At 37.8% G+C, this 26,090-nt stretch carries 20 protein-coding genes; all 20 read right to left on the bottom strand.

What is annotated here, in order from left to right:
• Positions 1 to 5 precede the first annotated feature (5 nt).
• The 20 genes from ACE1OF_RS00250 to mshL all read right to left on the bottom strand — a co-directional run bounded on the left by ACE1OF_RS00250 (position 6) and on the right by mshL (position 25,950).
• Positions 6 to 851 (bottom strand): carbon-nitrogen hydrolase family protein, encoded by an 846-nt coding sequence (locus ACE1OF_RS00250; RefSeq protein WP_448891833.1) that lies wholly within the window; start codon positions 849 to 851, stop codon positions 6 to 8.
• Positions 844 to 4,932, bottom strand: coding sequence for a YhdP family protein (locus ACE1OF_RS00245; RefSeq protein WP_448891831.1), 4,089 nt, complete (start codon positions 4,930 to 4,932; stop codon positions 844 to 846). Before ACE1OF_RS00245 ends, ACE1OF_RS00250 begins: the two co-directional genes overlap by 8 nt.
• Before the next feature lie 60 nt (positions 4,933 to 4,992).
• Complete coding sequence (rng, locus tag ACE1OF_RS00240; protein WP_448891830.1) at positions 4,993 to 6,450, bottom strand: ribonuclease G; 1,458 nt, start codon at positions 6,448 to 6,450, stop codon at positions 4,993 to 4,995.
• A 6-nt stretch (positions 6,451 to 6,456) separates the two neighbouring features.
• Entirely contained in the window at positions 6,457 to 7,089 is a 633-nt protein-coding gene (locus ACE1OF_RS00235) for a Maf family protein (RefSeq protein WP_448891829.1), read from the bottom strand.
• Between the two features lie 19 nt (positions 7,090 to 7,108).
• Entirely contained in the window at positions 7,109 to 7,588 is a 480-nt protein-coding gene (gene mreD / locus ACE1OF_RS00230; protein WP_448891828.1) for a rod shape-determining protein MreD, read from the bottom strand.
• Positions 7,588 to 8,502 (bottom strand): rod shape-determining protein MreC, encoded by a 915-nt coding sequence (gene mreC / locus ACE1OF_RS00225; protein WP_448891826.1) that lies wholly within the window; start codon positions 8,500 to 8,502, stop codon positions 7,588 to 7,590. Before mreC ends, mreD begins: the two co-directional genes overlap by 1 nt.
• Before the next feature lie 187 nt (positions 8,503 to 8,689).
• Positions 8,690 to 9,733 (bottom strand): rod shape-determining protein, encoded by a 1,044-nt coding sequence (locus ACE1OF_RS00220; RefSeq protein ID WP_448891824.1) that lies wholly within the window; start codon positions 9,731 to 9,733, stop codon positions 8,690 to 8,692.
• Between the two features lie 159 nt (positions 9,734 to 9,892).
• Entirely contained in the window at positions 9,893 to 14,524 is a 4,632-nt protein-coding gene (locus ACE1OF_RS00215) for a DUF6701 domain-containing protein (protein ID WP_448891823.1), read from the bottom strand.
• Positions 14,521 to 14,916, bottom strand: a complete 396-nt coding sequence (locus ACE1OF_RS00210; protein WP_448891822.1) for a hypothetical protein — start codon at positions 14,914 to 14,916, stop codon at positions 14,521 to 14,523. The genes ACE1OF_RS00215 and ACE1OF_RS00210 overlap by 4 nt, the downstream gene beginning before the upstream one ends.
• A gap of 191 nt (positions 14,917 to 15,107) precedes the next feature.
• Entirely contained in the window at positions 15,108 to 16,010 is a 903-nt protein-coding gene (locus tag ACE1OF_RS00205) for a prepilin-type N-terminal cleavage/methylation domain-containing protein (protein ID WP_448891821.1), read from the bottom strand.
• Positions 16,010 to 16,585 carry a type IV pilus modification PilV family protein gene (locus tag ACE1OF_RS00200; RefSeq protein WP_448891820.1) on the bottom strand — a complete coding sequence of 192 codons (576 nt, stop codon included), beginning with the start codon at positions 16,583 to 16,585 and terminating at the stop codon, positions 16,010 to 16,012. Before ACE1OF_RS00200 ends, ACE1OF_RS00205 begins: the two co-directional genes overlap by 1 nt.
• On the bottom strand, positions 16,575 to 17,123 hold the full coding sequence (locus ACE1OF_RS00195; RefSeq protein ID WP_448891818.1) for a pilus assembly FimT family protein: 549 nt from the start codon (positions 17,121 to 17,123) through the stop codon (positions 16,575 to 16,577). The genes ACE1OF_RS00200 and ACE1OF_RS00195 overlap by 11 nt, the downstream gene beginning before the upstream one ends.
• A gap of 84 nt (positions 17,124 to 17,207) precedes the next feature.
• The gene (locus tag ACE1OF_RS00190) at positions 17,208 to 17,741 is read right to left on the bottom strand and encodes a type II secretion system protein (protein ID WP_448891816.1); all 534 of its coding nucleotides are present in this window, start codon (positions 17,739 to 17,741) and stop codon (positions 17,208 to 17,210) included.
• Between the two features lie 35 nt (positions 17,742 to 17,776).
• On the bottom strand, positions 17,777 to 18,403 hold the full coding sequence (locus tag ACE1OF_RS00185) for a type II secretion system protein (protein ID WP_448891814.1): 627 nt from the start codon (positions 18,401 to 18,403) through the stop codon (positions 17,777 to 17,779).
• A 131-nt stretch (positions 18,404 to 18,534) separates the two neighbouring features.
• Positions 18,535 to 19,035 (bottom strand): hypothetical protein, encoded by a 501-nt coding sequence (locus ACE1OF_RS00180; RefSeq protein WP_448891812.1) that lies wholly within the window; start codon positions 19,033 to 19,035, stop codon positions 18,535 to 18,537.
• A gap of 59 nt (positions 19,036 to 19,094) precedes the next feature.
• The gene (locus ACE1OF_RS00175; protein ID WP_448891811.1) at positions 19,095 to 20,330 is read right to left on the bottom strand and encodes a type II secretion system F family protein; all 1,236 of its coding nucleotides are present in this window, start codon (positions 20,328 to 20,330) and stop codon (positions 19,095 to 19,097) included.
• A 52-nt stretch (positions 20,331 to 20,382) separates the two neighbouring features.
• A complete protein-coding gene (locus ACE1OF_RS00170) occupies positions 20,383 to 22,095 on the bottom strand; it encodes a GspE/PulE family protein (protein WP_448891809.1) in 1,713 nt (570 codons plus the stop codon).
• Between the two features lie 4 nt (positions 22,096 to 22,099).
• Positions 22,100 to 23,326 (bottom strand): tetratricopeptide repeat protein, encoded by a 1,227-nt coding sequence (locus ACE1OF_RS00165; RefSeq protein WP_448891807.1) that lies wholly within the window; start codon positions 23,324 to 23,326, stop codon positions 22,100 to 22,102.
• Entirely contained in the window at positions 23,326 to 24,261 is a 936-nt protein-coding gene (locus ACE1OF_RS00160; RefSeq protein WP_448891805.1) for an ExeA family protein, read from the bottom strand. Before ACE1OF_RS00160 ends, ACE1OF_RS00165 begins: the two co-directional genes overlap by 1 nt.
• A 15-nt stretch (positions 24,262 to 24,276) precedes the next feature.
• Positions 24,277 to 25,950 (bottom strand): pilus (MSHA type) biogenesis protein MshL, encoded by a 1,674-nt coding sequence (gene mshL, locus ACE1OF_RS00155; protein WP_448891803.1) that lies wholly within the window; start codon positions 25,948 to 25,950, stop codon positions 24,277 to 24,279.
• Between the last annotated feature and the right edge of the window lie 140 nt (positions 25,951 to 26,090).

Here is a 26,090-nt window from a genome sequence, read left to right as displayed (position 1 = left end):
TAACATTAGGTTTCAGCGGTATGCTTTAATGGCATACTTGTTCGTATACGTTTAATTTCTTGTGGGCAAAATTCACTAGTAATTATACCCTCACCTTCTTCAAGGCAAGCTAAAATTTCTCCCCAAGGGCTAATAATCATTGAATGTCCCCAGGTTTCTCTACCATTTTCGTGTACACCTTCTTGCCCTGATGCAACGATATACACTTGGTTTTCAATGGCTCTTGCTTGTAATAATGTTTGCCAATGTGCTTTACCTGTTACTCGGGTAAAAGCGCTGGGAACAGTAATAATATCTGCGCCCATGGTTGTTAGTTTTTGAAATAACGCTGGAAATCGAACATCAAAACAAACCGTTAGGCCTATCTTTGCAAAAGGTGTATTTACCATACAAGGGCTTGTGCCTGCTTGGGTAAAACGTGATTCACAATAATTTTTTTCACTGTCTGCAACATTCACATCAAACAGATGAATTTTGTCATAACGGCCAATTAACTCGCCAGCAGAATTAAAAGCACAACTGCTGTTAGTATATTTTTGTCCATTAGCCGTTATTATTGGAATAGTACCGCCGATAATGGTGACGTTAAATTGCTTAGCTAAAGCACTCAACGCGATTTGCAAATCATTATTCATTTGCGTGTTTTTTGCTAGAGATAACTGCGCTTTATCATTAGCGCCAAAAAACAAACAACATTCAGGCAACACAACAATGTGTTCAATAGTATCATTATTGTTTGCTTGTGTACTAACGGGGCTATGTACTAATTTTTCAAGTTGTGCCGCAATAACCGCTAAGTTATGCGTAACATCTGCTTTAGAGTTAAGTTGTATGGCACTAAGCTTAATCATTTAATTCTTCTTGCAACTGATTTTCTTTAAATGGATTTTCTTTAAATTTACTGTTCATGTGCTCTTGTGGTTTTTGTTGAGTTTTATCATTAGTATCAACAAATTCAGGTGGTTTTGACCGGCCTACACTGACATCACGGCTCTTACGATTCACTTCTTTAAAGTTTGGATTATTGACACTGCCCGTTAGTTCAAAATTAAACTCAGAAACCACTTGCGAGGTAATTACCTGATCAATAGCTACTCCTGCTAAAAACACAACAGGATTTAAGGTAGCAATCCAAGCAAGCACAGGTAAACTTGAGGTTAAATTAGGTTTGTAAGACATTTTATAGTCAAGGGTATTATTGACAAAGCTGGTGTTACCTTTGACAAATAAATTTCCTGCTGAACCATTCATGCGAGTGTTATCTGTGTATAACACACCTTCGTTAATGGAATAATCACCTTTGATATCTTTGTAAAACATGCCTTCACTAAAAATATCTCGAAAATCTAACGTTAATTTTCTTACGATAGATTGCAAGCTTAACACAGAAAAAATACGAGCTTTGTCACTGACTTCAGCTAAGTAACCGTCATCTATATTAGCACTTAGCTTCCCATTTAAATGATTAAAACTAAAATCATGTGGACCTCCTTGCCAATTAACATCAAAATCAAGCTTACCACCACTATCACGAATAATTGAACCATAGCCTAGCTGTTCTAATTCGTATTCAATATTATTTAAAGATAACGAGCCATTAAGTGACGTTATTGAGCTTACTTCTTGTTTTTTCCACTCCCCTGAAAAAGTAAATTCAGCCTGTTCACGCTTGGCTTTAAAGTTTTCTATTTTAATCACATTATCATCGGTACGTGATAATGAAAAACTGACTTTTCCAAGGTTAAGGTTATTAACTTGGCAACGTTCGCAATAAAAGTTAAGTTTGGGGATTTTGTCAAATATATCTTCAGTTAATGCAGCCTGCTGCCCATCATATTGATTATTACCTTGCTCACTTTTCAACAATTCATTTGACGTAAGCTCTGCCTTATTGGCTTGCTGATTAGGTTCATTTTCAGACTGATTTATTAAATTAATGAAGTCAGCATTGACATCTATTCCCTGCTCTAACCAATCAGGAAAAATTTTAACCTGACTACGTGTTTCCTTGGCATTGAATTGTAATAACCACCAATTTTTCTTATCAAGTAAATTAAAAGAAACGTTATGCCATTCCTGTCCTAATAGATCTAATTGCCCTATTGTTCCTCTAATGCGTTCAGGGCTAGGAAATAAAGCAATATCATTATCTTGATTGTTTGTATTCTGATGAGTCTCAGTAGGTGAAACCGTATTAATAATATCAAGAATTAAGGGTTGCCATTCATTAAACCCCACTTGCGCTAGATTAGTGGTGATGTGTAAACCATCCATTGGTAAAAGCATTTTTTCATTACCCAAAACAATATGAGCACGAGAAAAGTGAGCATTATCATGATTTAGCACCCCAAAAAAGCTAAGCTTGCTTCCATAAGTTGCATTAAAAGTTGATTGCTCTAACTGCCCATTAACTTCTATTTTCAATGGCACCTTGGTTTGTGCTACTTTTGTGTAGGGTTCAGGAAATTTTAGTTGAAATGGTTCTAGATCTGAATCAACCGTAAATTGATACGAAAAACCGCCACTGTGGTGGTGGTACAATGACAAGTCACCTTGAAACGCTAATTGCCCATCAAAATATTTTTTTAGGTTGGGTGAAACATGAGGTAACCACATATCATTTTTCCAATTAGCTGCTAGTGCTATATTGGTGTCGTAGTAATCTGTTTTATCGTTCCCTTTAACTGTTAACGTTAGAGGCAAACCTTGCCATTTTAAGGATAAATTTTTTGTCTCTATTTTGGCATTTTCAAAAGTTAATTGCCCGTTTACTTGTGTAAATATCATTTGTGGTGTTTGTAATAACACCGTATTATCAATAAAGTTGATAATACCTCTGGCTAACGCGTTATCAGTTGCCATTAAGGGTAAATCTAGGTGAAACTCCCCTTGAATATCATCTTTTACTTGTAACCTTTCTAACACAGTACCCACAGAATCTTTCAAAGGACTAGTCTGCATTAGTTTAGCAATGGCTGTTGCTGGTGACGGTTGAATCAGCGCATCAACTGTCAGCACCGCGTCATGACTTAAATCATCTATCGCTGCCTGTACACCAGTCACATCTAAGCCAGTTAACGTACCTGAACGACCCGTAATTAACATACTATTATTAGTAAAATTTAAGTTGGCATAAAAATCTTTAATGGCTGGCCAATCTTCACTAAATCTGAAAGTCGATTTTGCTAGTTCTGCATCCACAATAAAAGTGCCTGACTTATCGGCAAAAGGAAACTTTGCCAAAGGTCCATTAATCAGCACTTGTGCTTGTTTTAGTTGCCCTTCAATTAACGACTCATTCAAGTAATTAACCAAGTCATCACTCATAATAGTCAAGGGGTAATAATGCCCTGCTTTACTTGCATCACCGTCTGTAACATTTGCCATTAGCGACATTAACATGTCACCGTCTTTTGGCGAGTCAATCGCTAAATCGGCCTGTAGGGTTAATTCATCAGACTTTAATGCTATATCATTAACCTTTAGTTGCCAAAGATCATCGGCAATAGACAAATCAACCATAGCGTTAAATGATTCATAGGGGATAGGAGCAATAAAATGCTCATTAAAATCAAAATATCCTTGCTCTGCCGCTAGGTTTAAATGTAAATGCTGTTGAGTAAAACTTAGGCTACCAGCCATATTATCAAACCCAGGAATCCCTTGACTATATTGAGTAGACGTATTGGCAAAACTAGCCAACACTGAAGTATCTTCTGCCGTTTTTTTAAGAAATATATCATGACTTATGCCGCTAACTTTTAATTCTGACAAAAGTTTCTGAATGTTATCAGGTGCAATAAACAAAGGTGAAGTTTGGCTAATTAAGGCTAAATCAAGCGAAGATAAGTAAACTAAAAGTTCTTCTGATGTTTTATGTATTTGTAGCGTAAAAGGTTGGGCAGCTGCTTGATCAAACTGAAATGATAACGGAGTACTAAATAACTTGAAATTTTCAGCGTTTTCTCCTTTAACCATTAACAGTTGACCTGCACTTAAGCTTAAGTGATGACGTATGATATTTTTTTGAGAGTCACTCGTTGCAAACTGATTTTCATTGGTTAAAACACTTTCTTGCCAACTAATAAGATTATCATGCAGCGATACTTGCAAACGCTCAACACTACCTTTGTCAACATTTAACCAAGCAGAAAAACCGATGTCAGCTTTTGTTTTATCATTATCAAGGGTTAATACGCTATCAAGCCACGGTGTTATATCAAGGTGATTTGCTTCAAGATAGATCATGCCATCAAGTTCTTCGACGTATTGACCATTAATGTCTATTTTTAACTTCAAATTATTCGAGCTTAATTCATCAACAATAATATTACCCTGTGCTTGATGGCGCTCGCCACGGTTTAACCAGTGCAAGTTATTGACACGAAAATGGCGTTCAAGCGCTTTATTTTTTATAGATATTTGACTATTTATTAGTGAAAAACGATTAATGCGGTTTAAAAATATATCCGCAATTTGCTTAAAGCCATCAAGTTGTTGATTAGTGTCGGGGGGCGTACTATCTTGTTCTGTTGTATTACTTGTTTGCCAGGCGTTTTGCTCTACATTTACCACCGCGCCATCAAGTATTAAGTTACTGGAAATTAATCGCTGCATGGTTAATGTTGCCCAGAAATCAACTTGTATCTCTAGATGTTTGACATAAACATAAGCCCCGTAGGTATTAACTAGCGTAACTTGGTTAGCAATTAACGTTGGCCCTGAACGTTGCCAATTCATACCTAAACCACCAATCACAAGATTAGTCTGATTATTAGCATTGATGTAATCTTGAAAGTCTTGTCGATAATGATCCACATAAGGTGAAAATAAACGTAATGCACTGATCAATACCGCCAATAATACGAGCAAAATTGCCAGCATTTTATAAAGACGGTTAAGCCAGCGATTAGAGACGCTTACAATCGACATTAAAAATCATTTTCCTATCATTACAATTAAGCTCTTGAACGATGAGTTTGGTAGCCTTTACTACATCATGACTACATCAAATTGTTCTTGAGAATACATAGTTTCAGTTTGCACTTTTATTGATTTTCCAATAAACATTTCAACCTCTGCTAAACTATGAAATTCGTCATTAACTAAAAATTCACTTACGGCCGAAGCAGCATAAACAATAAACTTATCTGCCTCATGGGCGCGGTTTACTCGCACAATTTCTCGTAAAATTTCAAAGCAAACCGTTTCCACAGTTTTCAAGTTACCACGCCCTGTACATACAGGACATTCACCACATAAAATATGCTCCAAACTTTCTCTCGTTCGTTTACGTGTCATTTCAACTAAACCTAACGAAGAAAAACCGTGCACACTAAATTTAACATTGTCTTTTGCCATCGCCATTTCTAAACTATTTAAAACACGTCGTTTGTGATCTTCACTGTGCATATCAATAAAATCAACAATGATAATACCACCTAAATTTCTTAGCCTTAACTGCCTTGCAATTGCTTGAGTTGCTTCGATATTAGTACTAAAAATAGTGTCTTCAAGGTTTCTATGACCAACAAAAGCGCCTGTATTAATATCTATTGTTGTCATGGCTTCAGTTTGATCAATAACCAAATGACCACCTGACTTAAGTTCAATTTTACGCTGTAATGCCCGTTGTATTTCAACTTCCACCGAAAATAAATCAAAAATAGGTCTTTCGCCTGGATAATACTCCATCACCTGAGTTAATTCAGGTACAAACTCTTGAGTAAAAGAAATAAGTTGATCATAAGTTAATTTAGAGTCAACACGAATACGTTCAAACTTAACACCAACAAAATCTCTTAATACGCGTAATGATAGTGATAAATCTTGGTATAAGGGTAAATCAACTTGTTTGCGCTGTTTTCGTTCTTTTACTTTCTTCCAAACCCTACAAAGAAACTCTGCATCATGTTTTAGCTCTTCTGTACCCGCCCCTTCGCCTGCGGTTCTAACAATAAAACCTTGTTGATCGTCACAATAAGGACTGACAATTTTTTTCAAGCGTTTTCGTTCTTCAATATCCTCAATACGCTGTGAAATACCTGCATGGCTTGCATGTGGCATTAATACAAGATACCTAGAAGCAATTGTGATGTCTGTCGTTAAGCGGGCTCCTTTTGAACCAAGCGGATCTTTAACCACTTGCACCATTAAATGCTGTCCTTCATGCACCAAAGCACGAATATCAGGTACCTGTTCAGTCTCTTCATTCAAAATGAGTTTTGAATTGATATCTGAAGCATGCAAAAATGCGGCTTTATCTAAGCCAATATCAATAAATGCCGCTTGCATACCTGGTAGCACTCTAATAACTTTACCTAAATAAATATTTGAGACAATACCTCGCTTGGCTTCACGTTCAATATGAACTTCTTGCAAAGAGCCATGTTCAATTAACGCAACACGCGTTTCACTTGGGGTTACATTGATTAATAGTTCACTACTCATTTGATATTAATCCTTAATTTTTATTTGAGATAGGCTTGATGGTAAGCCTACGCACTCCAAAAGCTGTACTGTTTCATATAAGGGTAAACCAACAACGGCTGAGTAACTACCATTAATTGTAGTCACAAATTGACCACCTATCCCTTGAATACCATAAGAACCTGCTTTATCACATGGTTCTCCTGTGCACCAATAGGCTTTTATTTCATCAACCGTTAGCAATTTAAACTGAACCTGTGTTTCAACTAATGTACTCAACACATTATTTTTGTGTTCTTGGCTATTTTTATTTTTACTAACCACAGCAATAGCTGTAAACACTTGATGTTGCTTATTCGACAAACGCTGCAGTGTGGCAATGCATTGTGCTTCATTGGCTGGCTTACCTAATATTTCATTTTCTATTACCACACTCGTATCAGAACCCAATACCACAGTATGTAGTTGTTGGTGCGTTGGTAACGATGAAAAAATGACTTGAGCTTTTTCTTTAGCTAAGCGAACTACATAATCTGTAGCATTTTCATTTGGCTTTACTGATTCGTTAATATCAGCTGCTTGGGTGATAAATTGATAGCCTAGTTGCGTTAACAGTGCCTTTCTCCTAGGCGATTGTGAAGCCAAAATTAGTTGTTTCATGCAACCCCAAATAAATTAATTATGTAATAGAAAAATGGCGACGTACTTTACGCAATAAATAAAATACCCATGGCCACAACACAACAGTTGTGATCACAGGATATAAATAACTGCTAATAAAAAAGGCATCAATCAAAAACCGCTGTAACCAAAAAACAATTAAATGGTATAAAGCAGATAAAACCCCTGTAATAAGTGCTTGTTGCCAAATAGAAAAGTTTCGTATTTTTTGATAATTTTCTACCACAATAAAAACAGATATAGCCATAGCGGCAGCATGAACACCTAATACGGAACCGAGCAACACATCCATTAAAAAACCCATTATCCAGGCTGTGATTATATTAACTCGCCCTGGTAAGGCCATGCACCAATAAATAAGCACAATAAGTACCCAGTCTGGCCTGAAGGCGTCAACACTTAATGGTAAAGGCATTATACTAGCCATTACAGCAATCAATAATGTCAGCAATATCATAACACCATTATGAGCAAACATTATTCATTCACCTTTAGTTGGGGTTTAGACATAGGTTTAGGCTGAACGTTACTTTGATCTTTAGTTTGCGGTTTAGGTGCAAAAATACTGACAGGATCTTTTGTTGACAATAATAATAAATAACGTAAGCGATCTATTTCAGCAATAGGTGTACTGTAAACTTTAACAAACTCTCTTGATTCATTATTACTAACAAACGAAATAGTCGCAACGGGATAGCCTTCAGGATATTTTCCACCTAAGCCCGAAGTAACCAATATATCTCCTACCTTAATGTCTGCACTTTGTGGCACAAAATTATGATTTAACCGATCAATTTGGCCACTCCCTGAAGCCAATAGTCTTAAACCATTACGCTTTACTCTTACGGGTACAGCATGAGAAACGTCTGTAATCAGTATTATTCTAGAGGTTGTTTGCCCAACGTGTAATATTTGTCCAACAATACCTAATGCATCAAGTACGGGCTGACCTTCGTATACGCCATCTCTAGCACCTCTATTAATAACGAGTTGGTGAGTGTAGGGATCACTATCGACAGAGAGAATTTCAGCAACCATCTTTTTTAATTCACTGCGTAATGGCGAAGCAAGTAAAGTACGCAAGCGTTCATTTTCTTGTTTGACAATATCAAGCTGCATCGCTTGCTCGTGAAATTTAAGTTCATTTAAACGAAATTGCTGATTTTCCTCCATCAACTGACTACGCGTAGCCATATTGGTAGATATCCAAGTCATTGCCACTTTGGGCGTATTAGCAAGGTATTGTAAAGGACTTACCATAGATTGTAAGTAACCGCGTAACGATTCAAAGCTTGCCATTTTATGATCGAAAAAAATCAATAAAATAGAACAAAACAGCACCAAGACAAGTCGGTGCTGTGGGGATGGGCCATGTTTAAAAATTGGGTTCATAGTAAACCAGTTACGAGTTGATAATTTCTAACAATGAGTTTAATTAATTCTAATTCTCCTTGGTAAATTGATCGTTTCTTCACAGGGATTTAATTCAAGTACAAGGCAAAAGCACGGAGTTGACGCTAGTCAATGAGTACTTTTAACGCCGTAATTGGGTTAAATAACAAAGAAGTAACATCAATTTTTATTCATAGGAGAATAAATCGCCCCCATGCATATCAATCATCTCTAGGGCTTTACCACCACCTCTAGCGACACATGTCAGAGGATCTTCAGCAACCACGACTGGAATCCCCGTTTCTTCCATTAATAAGCGGTCTAAACCTTTCAATAATGCACCACCACCCGTTAACACCATGCCGCGTTCAGAAATGTCTGACGCTAATTCAGGAGGAGATTGCTCTAAGGCAACCATAATAGCACTTACAATAGTTGATAACGGTTCTTGCAAAGCTTCTAATATTTCATTGCTATTTAGGGTGAAGCTGCGCGGTACACCTTCTGCTAAATTACGACCACGTACTTCAATTTCAATTAATTCTTCACCGGGATAGGCAGAGCCAATTTCATGCTTAATACGCTCGGCTGTCGCTTCACCAATTAAGCTGCCAAAATTACGACGTACATAATTAATAATGGCTTCATCAAATTTATCGCCACCAGTGCGTACTGATGATGAATAAACCACACCATTTAATGAAATGATACCCACTTCTGTTGTACCACCACCAATGTCAACCACCATAGAGCCAGTTGCTTCCGACACTGGCATGCCTGCGCCAATAGCCGCTGCCATAGGTTCGTCAATTAAATAAACTTCTCTTGCGCCAGCACCCATGGCTGACTCACGAATTGCACGACGTTCCACTTGAGTTGAACCACAAGGAACACACACTAATACTCTTGGACTAGGGCGTAAAAAATTATTGCTATGCACTTGTTTAATGAAGTGTTGTAACATTTTTTCAGTCACAAAAAAATTAGCAATAACACCGTCCTTCATTGGACGAATTGCTTCAATATTTCCAGGCGTACGCCCCAACATTAATTTTGCCGCCGTACCAACAGCAGCGACACTTTTTGAGCCACCTGAGCGATCTTGACGAATGGCGACTACTGAAGGTTCATCCAACACAATACCTTGGTCTTTAACATAAATTAGAGTGTTGGCTGTACCTAAATCGATTGATAAATCGTTAGAAAACATACCGCGTAATTTTTTAAACATAAGCTCGAAATGTCCTGTAAAAATGCGAGTTAATTAGTGCGTATTATTATTTCAAATAACAGATCGAACAATCATACCTGACAATTCAGGTCAATTCTATTATGTCAGTTGTTTTTAATGAATAATTCAAGCATTTATTTCTATAAATGCTTGTTCGAGCTAATTATTGACTTCTCGTTGGTAAATTATTCGGTCATTACCACGAAATTGACCAAAAGTAGCCGTAGCAAATGGGTTTTCATTAAACTCTCTGGTGCTTACACCATCCCAATCCCAGTCGTATTGAAGCCAAGGCATAGCAGGAATCAAATAACTAACGGGTACTGCACCTTGATGCGGTGTATCTGGTGCTGACAAAGTCACTTCAGATGCTATGCCATTAACAAAATCACCGCTACCAGATGCTGAGGTTGTCCCTGGGTTTAGATTAGTATCGTTAACACTTAACTTAGTCGCAGTATATGCCGTACAGTTATCATAGGTATTTGTTTCAAATGCCGTGCCATTCCAATATTGAACTGCCATCGGTATGGGTAAATTACTTGTTTCAGGACCAAAGGTATTATCAATAATCCAACGGCCAAAACGAAGGTTTACTCCCGTTGGCGATACCTTATTATTAGCTGATAACGCAATACTAGCGTCTACGTCATCTGAATCTTGGATGCTATCAATAACAATATCGTAATTCATTTGAAATGGGCCAACTTGCGAGTTAGCATTTTTAGTAAAGGTAAAATTATCTGTCGATTTGAAAGTATAAGTCATCTCACCTGGATTAAGTGACACCAACATTGCTGAATCACTAAAAACATTCGCTATTATTGCCATTTTAGGCGCGTCATCAATACTATTATCGCTCAGATCAAGTCCCTCTTTACTCGTATCCGCTGTAGGAAATGTGCGTTCTACATCATCAAACGTTAATTTCTGGTAACTTCCTTCGGTATAGTTTTTAGTGGTGTCACCTGCGGTATTTTTTGCTGTTATCAATATCTCTGGCGCTAACAAATAACTAAAAGGTTGGCCAATGTAAGTGAAATGTTTGGTAAGATCGGCACCTACGGTACAGATATTTTCAAATGAATTTTCAGCGATTTCAACGTCAAAATGATCAGGAATAAAGCGCCCCACAGTACTGAAACCCGCAGAACTAATCTCATTTCCCATATAATTACTATCTTTGGCGGCTAGGTTAATAATACCGACTTCACTGTAACTACCGTTGAAATTTAACGCGACCTCGTTAGCACTGCTAAATTGTGCTGTTGCCAAAGGTGCTTGGTTTGTTGCATTAATATTAGTACTGCTAAGTGCCAATACTCCCTTATTAGCAATCGGTTCTTTTTGCTGAACAGATAACTGTAATGTGTTATTTGATTGCGGTTCATAATTGTTAGTTGGAGTACCACCTTGACATTGAGCAACAATACTTATCGGAAAATCTAACCCTGCTTTTTGTGTAACCGTACCACCACTATCGGTTGAGGTTAAAGGCGTAGAAACCGCTAATTGCGTTGGATAAAATACTTTTTGTAACACACCTGACGTTACGCCTGACGGAACAACCTCGGAAACTAAAAATTGTAATTCACCTGCATCATTGTATTGTATGGGTAGCGAGGCTTCACCATTACCATCAAAGGTTACGTTTTTCGTTCCTGATGGTTCCATATTCACACCATCGAGTATTGGCACTACAGTGCCCGTATCGGGATTTTGATAATCAAAAACAAATTTAAGTGATTGGTTACCAACAAATGCAGGCGCACAACTCACACCATCATCACTTAACTTGACTGCTTTTATAGATAAAGACTTACTATCATCGCATGATGGAACATCATTACCGCCATTAATATCTAAAATAAAACCTGCCTCAGCAAACACCACATCACAGCTAGTTGAAACACCATTTTTACATTGATAAGGTTTATCTAAGCTCAGTGTGGCAGGATTTGTGCTATCAACATATGAAAAACTAGTGGACATACTTCCACCCGTTACCGTGACAATTTTATCGAGATTACCATTTATTGAAAGTGCGACATCAGCTGGACCTGTATACAAATTAGCGCAACTTGCATCAGCACATGCTTTTATCGTAATAGCTTCAGGCTGACAAGTAAGCCCTTGACCATCATGGCTAATTTCAAAATGGTCAATAATCGCACATTGATGTGTCTCACTTTGAATATCATTAATTTCAGCATTAGTTAAAGCACCTTGATACATACGCACTTCATCTATTGCCCCAGTGAATCTATTGCCTGTTTCACCTAGGTCTGACTCACCACCGATGGTCGCTATACCAGTATCTACCCCCCAAGTACCTGTATAGGTATTACTTGTTCCACCACCTGTAACCGTTTGCGCCACACCATTAACATAAATTTGTCGTGTTTTCGTTTCACTATTGTGTACAGCCGCAACAAATGTCCATGTATTGGTAGGTATAACACTATTTAAGGTGTCGACTGAAATAGGATTAACACCACGAGAATAAAAACGAAGCTTACCACTACCAGGATCGCCTAAACTTAGCGCGTAACCCTGTTGGCCATTATCTTCGTCATCCGCAAATATACGTGAACCAGGATTGGTATTGATTGGCTTTATCCAAGCCGTTATGGTAAAGCTGCCTTGTTGATTTTCAAAAGAATTAGGTAAGGCAACATAATCATTAGCGCCATCAAACATTCCGTAACCACAGGTTCCAGGATTAGACGCAACCGCAGGCGTTAAGTTTGCCGTATTAGCGCCATTAATTGATTGGCTATTAAAATTACCCGTTTCATCGATAACTTCATTTGCATCACCCAGCCATAATGGTTCATCAAATTGAAAATTTAGTATAGGTTCAGGCAATAAAGGGCAAACTCTTGGTGAAGCATCAAAGTTTAAACCTGAACTTTGGTTGCTGTATACAGTGCTCACCTGCGCAGGCGTTAGTGCCTTGCCGAAAACCAATAGTTCATCGACTAGACCTTCAACTGCTTGTGTTGCTTCAAACGTCCCCCCGAGCGAATCTTGTTCTTGTCCTAAAATAAGGCTAGTAATATTCAGTAGTCCGCTTGGTAGAGTGGCACTCCCCGCTTGCAAAACACCATCTCGATAAAATACATTTTTAGTACTTGATCGCGTCCATACTAAATGGTGCCAGTTATCATCAGAAATACTGCTAGTAATTACCGACTTTGTATTACTTTTTATATGAGGACCAAATTGGTTGCCATTATTAAACCAGAAAATCAATTCATTAAAACTTGTAGCACTTGAGCCTGAAATAATACTTTGGGTGCCCGTTTTCGGTGTTTTATACCACAAAGAAATAGAAAAGTTACTGCGGTTATTTAATGCTTCACTGTTTAGGGTAATATAGTCATTTATGCCAGAATTTGATAAATCAGCCGCACGGCAAATTGCCCCTTGGGTTGATAGCGTTGGTATAGTATTTATCGCATTACCATGATACTCATTACCACTAACATCAATAACAGCATTAGTTGCATTCCAACTTGTTTCATCAAAATGTAAATCTAAAACAGGTTCAGGAAAAACAGAAATAGGACAAGTACGCGCAGTACCATCGTAGCCTAACCCTGCTGTTTGGTTATCATAAATAGAGCTAACATCGTCGAGTGATATGGCCTTATCAAACACTAAAAGCTCATCAATTAAGCCTTCAAACGCTTGTGATGAAACAAAACTTCCACCAATACTGTCTTGCTCTTGTCCGAGAATAAGGCTTTGAATATCTAATGGTAAAGCAGATTGTGCAATACAGCCCTTGAAAAGTTTATCAACAAATAAGCAACTTTGACTGCCTTCGCGAGTCCAAACTAAATGATGCCAGTTATCATCAGCAATTGACTGTGTACTAATACTACCATTAGTAATATCTTTTAAAAAAGGAGCAAAATTGGTATCACCCGTAAACCACATAAGTAATTCATTATTGCTAGCGCCAGCCCCCGAAAGTAAACTCTGGTTTGAGGTTTTAGCTGTTCTGACCCATAAAGAAATACTAAAGTCGTTTTTGCCTGTTAAAATATTTTTAGGTAAAGTCGCATAATCAGAAGTTCCTGTTGCAGAAAGATCAATAGCATTACAGACCACACCTTCTTCTATTGGTTGGCTAGATTTAGCTTGTCCGTTGAAGCCGCCAATACTATCGACTATTTCACTCGGTATATCTGCATATTCGGTTTCGTCAAAGCGGTATTCTGCTATGGGAGCAACCGACGATTCACACATACCATTAAAATCAGCATTGATGATGTTACTGGCATTGTAGTTAACACTAAAACTAGTAGCACTTCCTAAAGTAGTCACCGCGCCATTTATTATGCCATTACCACTTATTGCTGTTGCTCCTTTTACGTAAATAATGGCATTGATAACGGTGTCATCACCTGATATTTGTAAACTGCCATCAACAACTATGATTAGGTCTTCTGGATTACCATTTTCATTGATCTTGACATTTTGCCAACTAACCGAAGATCTAAAAAATAATCGAGCGGTTTTTTCTGTACCGGTTACTGCACCAACAAAAATTTCACCTTGACTTCCAAGATTCGAATTTGAATATAAATTATCACCGCGAGGTAAAATGGCACCATTAGTTAGCGTATTACCTGAGGTGTTAGTCGGAAAGTTAATTAATTGTTCATTTGCTGGCGTATTCTGACGCCATCCTGATGGAAAAATAGTTAAACAGTCCACCGCGTATGTATGGGGGATTACGGCAAGCAATAGAAAAAGAAGCCATATCAAACGATGAATCATGGTAAGCTCCTCGCTTCTACTTGAATTTTTCTGGTACTGTCCATAGTAGAGCTATCACATGTCCCCGTGCTGGTTAAGCGGTAGAATTTTTCACCTGTTGTAGTATTGGTAGCATACTCCTCACATTTGGTAAAAGCTTCACAGTGATACAACCCTGCTTGGCCTGAAAAATCATAGCTTGCCGTTACTGGTGTAGTGCAATAAGTTGCTGATCCAGTGACGGGATTTAACGGAAATAACTTTTGCAATTCCGCTTGCATCGCAGAATTAGCAGCCATATAAGCGCGAGTGCCAATTACCTCTTGTGCAATAGCCTCACTACTGGTTGATAAAACACGCATCAAGGCATTACCAAGCAACATTAACACAATAATAATAAATAACGTCATCATAAGGGCGCTACCTCTTTGTTTTTCAACTGTAGAAGGTACTTTAGAAAGCTGGAATAAGCGATTTATCATTTGGTGTTAATCATTATGACACTCATAAAACAACGTTAACGCTAAGTTAATAAACATGCAAATAAAAAGCAAGCAAACCCAGTGATTACAAGGCTAGTAACATTAACAATATTGGCTGTTAACTACGGAATATTCTCAATATGTACATCATTATTAAACACAATTTCTTCACCATCACGATTAAAATGAAGTTTAATTTGCACAACAGAATTTCTTTGCAAAGATGCTGGCGAATAAACAAAAGGTGGATTATCTTTGTCAAATGTTACATTCTCAGCCATTAACGACTCACTGCCCACGGGGGTTAATGATTGAAATGCCTCAAAATTATTCCCTTGAAAGCGTTTTAACTGAAAATTACTAACACAATAAGACACGGTTGAGTCAAACACATAAAGCCTGTCAGTGGGCGAATGTTGCTCAAATACCATTCCGCCAGTAGGCTCAATCGGTACAGTCCAAATATCCCCTATTAAACCAGAAAACGGTTTCAATTGTGTCACTTTACCATCACCTGAGTTTATATCAAAATCATAAACATCTGATGGTGTCAGTGGATAAACCACAATGTAATCGGGACAAGTACCAGAGCAACTACTAAATGGAGCATCTTGAGAATTAACAAAGTTAACAACATCAATATTCGCTCGTTTGTTGTCAGGCACTACAGGAACATCAGTATAAATAGTACTGGCTTTAATTGGGATAAATTCAATGCATTGCTGTGTAGTAAATGGAGTAATTGGTGTGATTCTGATACTATTGGGCACTGCATTTCTGATTTCTCTATTGAGTCTTTCAATAGCAAATCGCGCGCTTGATAACAAATCATCACGCTCGCTAACATTTAAATAAGTTTGCGTACTCAATGATATAAAACTCGTTATCCCTAAAGACATAACACCAAGGATAATAATAACGATAATTAACTCTAATAGTGTAAAGCCATTGTTTTTATTAATTAAAGCCTGTTGGTTTGGACACTTTTGTTTAACATCGCTTTGCCTTGATTGAGAATTAAGCATCAAAAATTTGCCTTATGGGTTGCGAATTTTATCTCAGTGCCTAAAGGCGTCGTAACGGTAACGGTTATTTTTTTCGCTGCTCGGTGAGCTAAACCTAAAGAGGCGCCGTCGTACGTTACGTCTATATAAATTGTAAAATTTGTATAACTGGCGTGCAAACCTTCACCTTGAGCATTATAACGTTGTGCATATTCATCAAAATCGTCAACATCATTATAAGTCGCTCTCGTTTCTGTTATACCTAATACGGTATCTGGCCCAAAATTCACCTTATCTGTGCAAGGATTGGCAGAGCCATCAGACTTAGGTTCACCACAACGCAGTAAACCACCAACCATATCTGATTTTTCATCAAACGCGCGTGAGCTAATATCATTTAATAAGCTTTGACCAAGTTCTGCCGCTTTAACTTGTAGTATTTGGTCTGCACTTTTTTGCTCGGTTGGGGCTATCAATATTGAAACAATCGATAAGGATATTGATAACACAACGATACCGACAATTAACTCTATTAACGTAAAGCCAGAGGCAAGTTTAGTATACTTTTTTGATAGGGCAGTAGGTCTATTTCGCATGAATATAACCCTCTGATTCGATCTCTATTTGCAGTGGGGTATCGGTTCCGTGTTGAACATTGATGGTGCAACCGTTATCACAATCATTTTCTAAAGACGTATTTGTGTTAGCAACGGGTCGTCCCATACTATTAAACGTTACTGCACTAGGGTTTGATTTTCCAGCTATACCAAAATTAACAGTATACTTATCTTCAACAATAAACCCTGTGGCATCAGGCTGCCAATTATTTGGAAAAGTTATTTTTGTACAGTCAAGCCTATCAGGGGTACCATAGCGTGACACATTGAGATCATTATCAAAAATTAGTTGATGACAATAGCGCTGACCCGTTACAGCCAAAACTGTAGAGTCAGTTTGCTGCATTGCCCGTTGCTGAGTTAAGCGCAACGCGGATATTAGTTGTGCGCGATGTGTATGGGCTTCATAACTCGCCGTACCATCAAATTTAGGCAACACAGCAACAGCAAGTATTCCGATAAGAATAATAACGGTAACTAATTCTACTAAGGTAAAGCCAATCTGATGTTTATTCATAACCATTAAATGATATTTTTAGTCAAAAAAGGAGAGCTTAGCTCTCCTTTTAAAGTTCACGATATTAATGTATTTATTTTATAGTTATAAACAAGGAGTGATAACATAAGTTGGCGGTGTTGTAGCACTCGCAGCCTGAGTATAGGTAATATAACAGCTGGCTGAGCTGTCTCCTATGGTAGTTGCTGTTGGAGCTGTGCTTCCTTTCGGATAAACAATATAATTCCCACCAATGACGACTGAATCAAAATCAGCAGCTACATCAAGTAAGTCATCCCACGTTCCAGGGTTATCAGCTATGATTGCAGCAGTATACTCAGCTAAAGGGTAACCATAGTTTATTTGTGTTTTTTTAGTATTAACATAGACAAACTCTGTCGTAGCACTTGCATTTTTCTCATTACCAGCAATTAATGATTTGCTATAAATTAAACTAGACGCTGACTGCATTGATGCTTTTACTGCTTGAAGTGTTGCCGTTCTCGCGTCATCTTGAAGGTTTATAAATTTAGGCGCTGCAGTTACCGCTAAAATACCTAAAATAACAATAACCACCACTAATTCAATTAATGTGAAACCTGTTTGTTTATTCATTGTTTGTCTCGCTGCATTTTTCATATTAAAGCCCTACTTCTATTTTGGTATTTTTAAAATTAATTATCTTTTACGTAAACGGTTACCGTGCTAGTAGCTGGTTGGTAGGTAAAACTTTTGCCTGTGGTTATAGTACCTACGGGGGTTGGTGCTAAATAAACGCCACTTGTATTACGTTCTAAACTTTCTTTTAAATAATAATGACAAGTTGAATTTTCATTATCGCCTGACTCACTAGCATAATAACGCATTGAGCTATCTGTATTTAACGTAGTGATTGAGTTAGTTATATTCGGTGGTTGTTGTAGTATACTCTCCCACACATCAACACAGTTAGCAGCATCAAAGCCTGTTCCTAACCCTGCCCCATCATTTGAAACCGCAACTGAACCTGTAACATACCCTGGGCGAATCGTTGTCGTCTCTGTTGTCAAAACTAACTGAGTGCCATCATAGTTTACACTATTAAAACTACCCTCTTGTGGCCGTCCTTCGGCTTCCCACTGCGCTCTAGCTAATGAAATAGCCGTTGCAAAACCTCCCGCCATACCTTCAATATTTGCTTGCTTGGCTTGTTCTGTTAAGTCGATAAATTTAGGGATAGCCGTTACTGCTAAAAAGCCTAATATAACGACAACAATGACGAGTTCAATCAAGGTGAAACCTGAAGATTTTTTCACGCGCATTTTATTACTTACATTCACCATATTAACCTCTCAACGACTTACTTATATTTGATTGTAGCAGTGATTTATTTACTAAGTCACTTATTTAACGCTATTAATTGTACTTTAAATTCAAATGGAATATCAAAACACTAATTTATTGTCATTACCTTGCTCACTTTACCTTTCGCAGGGTTGTACTGAAAATAACTTCCGTCTTGTAATACGTAACGACATTCACTATTTTTGCTATTTGATTCACTATAAAATGTATGCACCTCTACCGCACTCACCACCAGTTTTATATCTCTAATGGGCACTTCCATTATTAATTGCCAAATGGCTTCACAAGACAACTCAGCTTGCTTTACGTCTATCCAACCAGCTTTATTCACAGGCACTGCTTGTTTTTTTTTGCTGAACAAAGATGCCACATAAACTGTCTGGGGTTGTTTATCCATCATCCATTGCGCATGTACTGCATTCACTTTGGTATTAAAGGTTTGCGCTATAGTAGCGAAACCCGCTTGCCTAAATTGTGATTCGTTTTTAATATAAAAATTAATAAAAACGGCCATTAATACGCCCACAATGACAACAATCACAATAAATTCGGCAAGCGACATCTCCTTTTTTTCACTGTTTGTTGTCATTTCATAAAGCCTCTGTCAGAATGAATTTCAACCTACAATATTTTATACCATATGTGGTATTATTTACCTTGCATAGCTGATGCCATATCCCACATTGGTGTAAATATACCTAACGCTAGTATTAATACCATCACCGCAACCACAACCAATAATATGGGTTCTATTCTAGCGGTTAGGGTACTTAAATCGTAATCAACTTCTCGCTCGTAATAATCACCTACTTCTTTTAGTAACTCATCCACTCGACCCGTTTCTTCACCTACGGCAATCATTTGCAAAACCAATGGCGTAAATAAATTACTGGCAATGGCTGAACGTAATAAACTTTCACCACTTTCAATGGCTATTCGCATAGCAATAATTTTTTCTTGCATAAATTTATTATCTACGGCGTCAGCAACAAGCGTTAACCCCGTAGTCATTGGAATACCTGACTTTAAAATAATACCAAAACTATGAGCAAACCGAGCTAAAATTGAACGTTCAATAATACTGCCAATAACAGGTATCTTGGTTTTACGTTTATCCCATTGGTAACGCCCGTTTTTAGTTTTCAATGACCGTATAAGCGCAAAGTAAGCCGCGATACAAGCAAAAAGCATATACGGCCAATAATTCAAAAAAAGGTTAGAACTAGCAATTAAAAATTTTGTTGCTAAAGGTAATTCAGCCCCCAATTTTGAAAACATATTGGCAAAAGTAGGAATAACAAAAATATTTAAAATAACCAATGCCGCAGCAAGCGCTATTAATACCATTGAAGGGTATCTCAAAGCTGTTTTAATGCGCTTTCTAGTCGCCTGTTCTCGCTCTAAATAAGACGTTAATTTCAAAAATGATTCTTCTAATTGCCCTGTATTTTCACCAACATGAACTAAAGAAACAAATAATGAACCAAAAATATTAGGGTGTTGGTTTAACGCAGAAGATAAGGTATATCCACCTTCCAATTGACCACTTATTTCAGTTAAGGCTTTTTTTAATGTATTTGATGTGCTTGCGTCAGCCATACCATGAATAGCACGCAAGATAGGAACACCTGAACGCATTAACGCATACATTTGCCGTGAGAATATAATCAACTCGTCAAGTGAAACCTTGTCGAAGCCAAAAATTTCGTTAACATTTTTACTTGCAAGGTTATTTGATGAATTTTTGCTTGCGCCAACAATAGATATTGGCGTAATATTTTTGCGTATTAATTGCTCCGCAACAGCTGAGGTATTATTCGCTTCAATAGTGCCCTTAACTTGGTTACCACTGTTGTTACGACCAATATAGTTAAATGATGCCATTTTTATTTATTATGCCTCTTTGCGCATTGTATTTTTACAAGCAACTTATACTCTATACCACATCAACCGTTTCTACTAAGCGTAGCACTTCTTCTACTGTGGTAATACCTTGTGCCGCATAATCAAAGGCAGCAAGTGCTAATGGCGTAAACGTTGGGTTTTCTCTTGATAAACGCGTAAAAGCTTCTGAGTCATCACGCTTTAGTGCAGACATCATTGGCTCGTTCATTTCCAACAACTCAAAAACCCCTATTCGGCCTTTATATCCCGTATATTGACAACTTTGGCAACCTCGACCATAGACAAATTTAGTCGTTTTAACTTTATCACCAGCTAGGTTGCTTAACCATAATAATTCTTGTGCTTCTGGCTGATATTCCTCTACACAACTTTCGCAAACTCTACGTACCAATCGTTGTGCAATAATCGCACGCAATGAACTTCCCACTAAAAAGCCAGCAGCCCCCATATCAATTAATCTTAACGCACTCGTAATAGCATCGTTAGTATGAAGTGTGGACAACACTAAATGACCTGTTAATGCGCCACGTAAACCAATTTCTACCGTTTCTTTATCACGCATTTCACCTACCATCATAATATCGGGATCTTGACGAAGTGCTGTGCGTAATACGGCTGAAAAAGTTAAGTCTATTTTGGGGTTAACTTGTACCTGATTAATACGGGGCAAGCGATACTCAACGGGGTCTTCTACGGTTATTATTTTTTTACTGGCGACATTGAGTTCACTTAAGGCGGCATAAAGGGTAGTTGTTTTACCGCTTCCTGTAGGTCCTGTAACCAAAACCATTCCATGAGGACGGGTAATTTGGTGCCGAATGCGCTTAATAAACTCATCTGGCATACCTGTTTGGTCAAAAGCAAGTAAACCTGCGGATTGGTCAAGTAATCGCATAACCACAGACTCACCATATTGCACAGGCATTGTTGACATACGTACATCAATACTATGACCCGATATTTGCAAATGAAAACGGCCATCTTGCGGTATTCGTTTTTCAGAAATGTCTAATCCCGCCATCAGTTTTAAACGTAAGACCATTGCCGAAGCTATTTTACTTTCTTTTAAAATACTTTCTTGCAAAACCCCATCGATACGTTGGCGAATACGTAATTGGCTTTCATCAGGTTCAATATGAATATCTGACGCACGCATTTGTACTGCATCTTCAAACACAGACTGCAGTAATTTACCAACGGTTGCATCACCTGTTTCGTCAACAAACGAGGTTGATAAATCAAAACTTGATGACTGTTCATATTCTTCTTCAAGTTGACTGGCAAAAGATTCTATGTCGGCTGTTCGTCTATAAAGACCGTCAAATGCATCAAACATTTGTGAGTCCATCACAACAGCAAACTCTAACCGTTTAGGGGATAGTATTTTTTCTAGTTGATCAATTGCGTTTAAATCAGCAGGATCACTCATACCAACAATAACAGAGTCACCTTTGTCTTCAATAATCAGCGCCCGTAATCGCCTTGCATGAACTTCTGATAATAAATTAGCACTTTCAGTAGGTATGCGTCGTTGACTAATATCTAAAAAAGGTAGACCGAGTTGTTGCGCTAAAAACTCTAACAACTGTCGCTCAGAAAGATAACTTAACTCTATTAGCGTATCACCTAATTTCCGACCCGTTGTTTTTTGGCTATTTAACGCCTGCATTAACTGTTCATTAGTAATAATATGCTCATGAACGAGTAGATCGCCTAAGCGCATTTTTAATTTGGGAGCTGTCATCTTTTTATTCTCCTAAAGCTTGCATACGTTGCTTAGCAAACTTAACTGATGATGCGGATAAATCTGCTTTAGCTAACGCAAGTGCATAGGCATTAACGGCTAATGAAAATTGGCTATTTTTGTCATAAACAATAGCCAAACCCAAATACCAACGACCATTATCAGGTTGCATTTTAATCAACACTTGATAAGCCATTATAGCACTTGGGTACTGTTCTATTTTTTGAGCAATATTAGCAAGCATAACTTGATATTCTTTTTGTTCAATTGATGCTAACGGCTTTAATGTATTATAGGCTGCGGTTTCCTGCCCTTGCTTAAGTTGTATTTGAGCCTTCATTAAACGCATTTCACTGTCGAATTTATCAATTGCTATCCCTTGAGACAGCAAATTAACAGCCTGTTGATATGCTTGTCGTCCAAACCATAAAGCGGCAAGCTTTTTACGGGCTTGTTTTTGGTTTGGGTCAATAATGAGAATATCTTCAAATAATTGTTCAGCTTTAATGATGTCGTTATTATTGATTGATTTTTCGGCTCTTGCCAGCTTTTGTACTATCAACTCGCTTGATGTTAACTGACGTCGAGAAACAGACATTTGACCACGTGAGCCGTTTGCTTTAGCTGTTGTATTTGTTGGTGGTAATACTTCAATATTTACAAGTTCAGTACCAGCGAGCCGTGTTTGTTCTATGACTTGTGCCTGTTCTGTTACCTGTGTTTGCTGAATGTGTTCTTTTTTATCAAGTTCATCACTAATATTAGGTGCAAACGTTTCACCTTTCGTCGACTCTTGTGTGGCTTCAGCCTGAACTTCACTCTGTGACCGTTGTGCAATAGGTAGAGAACTAGGTTTTGTTTCTGTTTCTGGTTCTGATTCTGATTCTGATTTTAATTGCACTTTTGACTGATGAACTAAATTAACAATCGCTTTCTTTTTTACTTCTGCGGGTGCTTGAAGTGCTATAGCTTGAGTCTGTGTTTGTTCTTCGTGTACGGGAGTTGTTGTTAAGTTAACTAGTTTTTGCTTTTTAGGATCACTTTGTATTTGAGTTTTTTGCAAGTTCCAAATATAAAAACCAAGCGCATTTAAGCTTAGCAATACGGCTGTTGTAAGTAGTATTATTTTCAATGTTGCTGTCTTTTTAGGAGCAATAGATTGCAGAGATACACGTCCTGGCTCTGGTGCACGCTCCTCTAAATCTTTTAACATTTGATTAATAACACTCATTACACTGTCCCAACAAAATAAAAGGCATATATAAAATATCCTAGCAGCGTTAATGTTAAGCTAACGATGACAATAGCAGCGGTTTTTTGTATCCAACCATAATGGTGGACGCTATCTTGACGACAACCAATACTCTCGGTGTCTTTTATTGCGGCCTTAAGCTGCTTTGTTGTGACTTGATATCCACCTTGCCCATAACTTAACATTAACATTTTATGGCATAACACATTAACTAAACGCGGTATTCCTTTACTGGCTTTTGTAATTTTTTTACAAAGTTTTTCAGAAAATAATACTGCCCCTTTATAACCTGCAACTTGTAATCTGTGTTGAATGTATTGCTGTACCTCTTCATTATTCATCGCTCTTAACCGATAAGAAAAAGTAATACGTTGGTACAATTGTCTAAATTCGGTTTGCGCTAAACGCTGATCTAACTCAGGCTGAGCAAATAACACAACCTGCAATAACTTACGTGTTTCTGTTTCTAAGTTGGTAAACAAACGAAGTGCTTCTAGGCTTTCAGCTGGTAATGCCTGCGCTTCATCAAGAATAAGTACAACAGAATGTCCTTGGCTGTGCAATTCAAGCAATCGATTTTGAATACGTTGTGTTAATAACTGAGCAGACATGCGTTGTGCTTGCTTTACTCCTAACTCAAGTGCGACAGCCCTTCTAAGCTCATCTGGATTCAAATAAGGGTTAGGAATATAGGCTGTTACAAAATGCTCGGGGATTTCATTAAGTAATTTACGGCACAACAAGGTTTTACCTGTGCCAACTTCACCCACTACCTTAATGAAACCTTCACCTGTTTTTAGCGCTGTCATCAACACAGCAAAAGCTTCATTATGTGACTCAAGCGCTAAAAAAAAATGTGTATTTGGCGTCAGTGTAAAGGGAAGTTCTGTTAAGCCAAAATGATACAAGTACATAAGCGCTAATCTATTTTATTGGTTTACTGAAACATCTTCTTCAGGAAACCATTTTTTTAATAATGCTCGTGCATCTTGCAGTTGTGTATTCCATGTATCTTGACCAATCACAACAGGTTTAAGCAAAATAATTAATTCTCGTTTTTGAGTCGAATCAGTGATACTTTTAAATAAACCACCAATAACTGGAATATCACCAAACAGTGGCGTTTTAGACTCTTGGTCAATAGTGTAGGTTTCAATCAAACCACCGATAACGACTATTTCTCCTGATTTAGCCCTAATAATAGTATCAGACTCTCGAACGCGGCTTTGTGCTAGGGGTAAAATTAACTCTTCAGCGCCCAGTTGAATTGTTTTGTTTTGCTCGTCAGTTACCGTAACCGATGGATGAACATGCAAAATAACACTACCATCTTTATCTATTTGGGGAGTAACGTCTAAAGCAATACCTGAGAAAAACGGCGTTAACTCAACCTCTGGCGTTGTGGTAGTTGACGTGCCCGTTGTGGTAGTGCTTGATACATCCGTAACAAAATATTCATCTTCACCTACTTTTATCACTGCTTTTTGGTTATTCGTTGCGGTAATTCTTGGGCTAGATAGCACTTGCACATTACCTTGGGTTTGAAGTAAATCAATGACACCACTAAAATCTGGGGCAGAAAAACTCAATGAAGTAGCACCGCCAATATTGCTTGATATGGCATTACCATTAATGTTACCGCTGGTGCTGAATGTAAAATCAGTTTTACCTATACTCCCTAGCACTTCGTTCCAATGAACACCTTGTTGGTATTCATCGTTTAAAGTCACCTCCATTATTTTGGCTTCAATAATGACCTGTCTATGCAAATGACTTTCAGTTTCAGCAATAAATTTTCTTACTGCCTCAATTTCTGCTGGCAATCCTCGTACTGTCACCAAGCCAGCTTGAGGCGACACAATAACAGAACGCCCTGCCTCGGTGCCAACAAATGCCGTTAGGGTTTCTTTTAGCTCTACCCAAAAATCAGATTCATTTTCAGTGTAAATATTAATTCCGCTATTGCCTTGACCATTTTGGCTATTTTGATTGTTGCTACTACGGTTGCTACTGTTATTATTGCTATTATTGCTATTACTACTACCCCCGCTATTAGGGTCGTTCTCTGACACACCACCAGAATTAATACTCGTGCTAGAAGTACCAAAGCGCTTCAAAAACAAATAATTTAACGCAAATGTTTCTGTGCGAATTCCTGCGGGATAAACTTGAATAATATTATCTTTAATACGAATATCATAACCATAAATAGCTTCAATTACCTCGATAGCTTCAGTGAGCGTTACGTCAGTTAAATTCAAGGTAATACTACCACTTACATTAGGATGAATGGCAACACTGTAACTAGAACCTTCTACAATCGCGGCAAAGAAATCTTTTGCATCAACTGATACAGCAGAAATCTCAAGTCTTTTTTCTGATAAAAGCCCTTGTTTAGCTTGTGCTAAACCTTGCTGCATTAACTCTTGTTGAACTGAGCTAGGTACTTCTGTTAAAGCTTTAGGAGTATTCAATGTTTCGGTTTCATTAATGGCTTGCGCTAACTCATTCTTCATGTCGTCAGGAGAGTTAGGTATGCTTTGACAACCTGCCAATGTTAGCAACAGGGTAGAAAGGGCTACTTTTAATTTTGGCTGTTTCATAATTTCATTTATCTTTATTATTTTCATGGTCTAACATTAAATCATTCAATGTAGGCTGATCTGCTATTCAACAATTAAGCAATAAATTTGCTTCTACAAAAAACACTTCGCTTTCCTATTTGAAACACAGAGCTGTGCTT

The organism is Colwellia sp. E150_009 (genome assembly GCF_053543955.1).
This window is presented reverse-complemented; position numbering and strand designations above follow the sequence as displayed.

Bases quoted from the DNA above. Each gene is read 5' to 3' on its own strand.
- ACE1OF_RS00160 (WP_448891805.1), bottom strand. From the start codon at position 24,261: ATGTACTTGTATCATTTTGGCTTAACAGAACTTCCCTTTACACTGACG.
- ACE1OF_RS00235 (WP_448891829.1), bottom strand. From the start codon at position 7,089: ATGAAACAACTAATTTTGGCTTCACAATCGCCTAGGAGAAAGGCACTG.
- ACE1OF_RS00200 (WP_448891820.1), bottom strand. From the start codon at position 16,585: ATGCGAAATAGACCTACTGCCCTATCAAAAAAGTATACTAAACTTGCC.
- ACE1OF_RS00245 (WP_448891831.1), bottom strand. From the start codon at position 4,932: ATGTCGATTGTAAGCGTCTCTAATCGCTGGCTTAACCGTCTTTATAAA.
- mshL (WP_448891803.1), bottom strand. From the start codon at position 25,950: ATGAAACAGCCAAAATTAAAAGTAGCCCTTTCTACCCTGTTGCTAACA.
- ACE1OF_RS00185 (WP_448891814.1), bottom strand. From the start codon at position 18,403: ATGCGCGTGAAAAAATCTTCAGGTTTCACCTTGATTGAACTCGTCATT.
- mreC (WP_448891826.1), bottom strand. From the start codon at position 8,502: ATGAACCCAATTTTTAAACATGGCCCATCCCCACAGCACCGACTTGTC.
- ACE1OF_RS00220 (WP_448891824.1), bottom strand. From the start codon at position 9,733: ATGTTTAAAAAATTACGCGGTATGTTTTCTAACGATTTATCAATCGAT.
- ACE1OF_RS00215 (WP_448891823.1), bottom strand. From the start codon at position 14,524: ATGATTCATCGTTTGATATGGCTTCTTTTTCTATTGCTTGCCGTAATC.
- rng (WP_448891830.1), bottom strand. From the start codon at position 6,450: ATGAGTAGTGAACTATTAATCAATGTAACCCCAAGTGAAACGCGTGTT.
- ACE1OF_RS00180 (WP_448891812.1), bottom strand. From the start codon at position 19,035: ATGACAACAAACAGTGAAAAAAAGGAGATGTCGCTTGCCGAATTTATT.
- ACE1OF_RS00165 (WP_448891807.1), bottom strand. From the start codon at position 23,326: ATGAGTGTTATTAATCAAATGTTAAAAGATTTAGAGGAGCGTGCACCA.
- ACE1OF_RS00175 (WP_448891811.1), bottom strand. From the start codon at position 20,330: ATGGCATCATTTAACTATATTGGTCGTAACAACAGTGGTAACCAAGTT.
- mreD (WP_448891828.1), bottom strand. From the start codon at position 7,588: ATGTTTGCTCATAATGGTGTTATGATATTGCTGACATTATTGATTGCT.
- ACE1OF_RS00205 (WP_448891821.1), bottom strand. From the start codon at position 16,010: ATGCTTAATTCTCAATCAAGGCAAAGCGATGTTAAACAAAAGTGTCCA.
- ACE1OF_RS00195 (WP_448891818.1), bottom strand. From the start codon at position 17,123: ATGAATAAACATCAGATTGGCTTTACCTTAGTAGAATTAGTTACCGTT.
- ACE1OF_RS00190 (WP_448891816.1), bottom strand. From the start codon at position 17,741: ATGAAAAATGCAGCGAGACAAACAATGAATAAACAAACAGGTTTCACA.
- ACE1OF_RS00250 (WP_448891833.1), bottom strand. From the start codon at position 851: ATGATTAAGCTTAGTGCCATACAACTTAACTCTAAAGCAGATGTTACG.
- ACE1OF_RS00210 (WP_448891822.1), bottom strand. From the start codon at position 14,916: ATGATGACGTTATTTATTATTATTGTGTTAATGTTGCTTGGTAATGCC.
- ACE1OF_RS00170 (WP_448891809.1), bottom strand. From the start codon at position 22,095: ATGACAGCTCCCAAATTAAAAATGCGCTTAGGCGATCTACTCGTTCAT.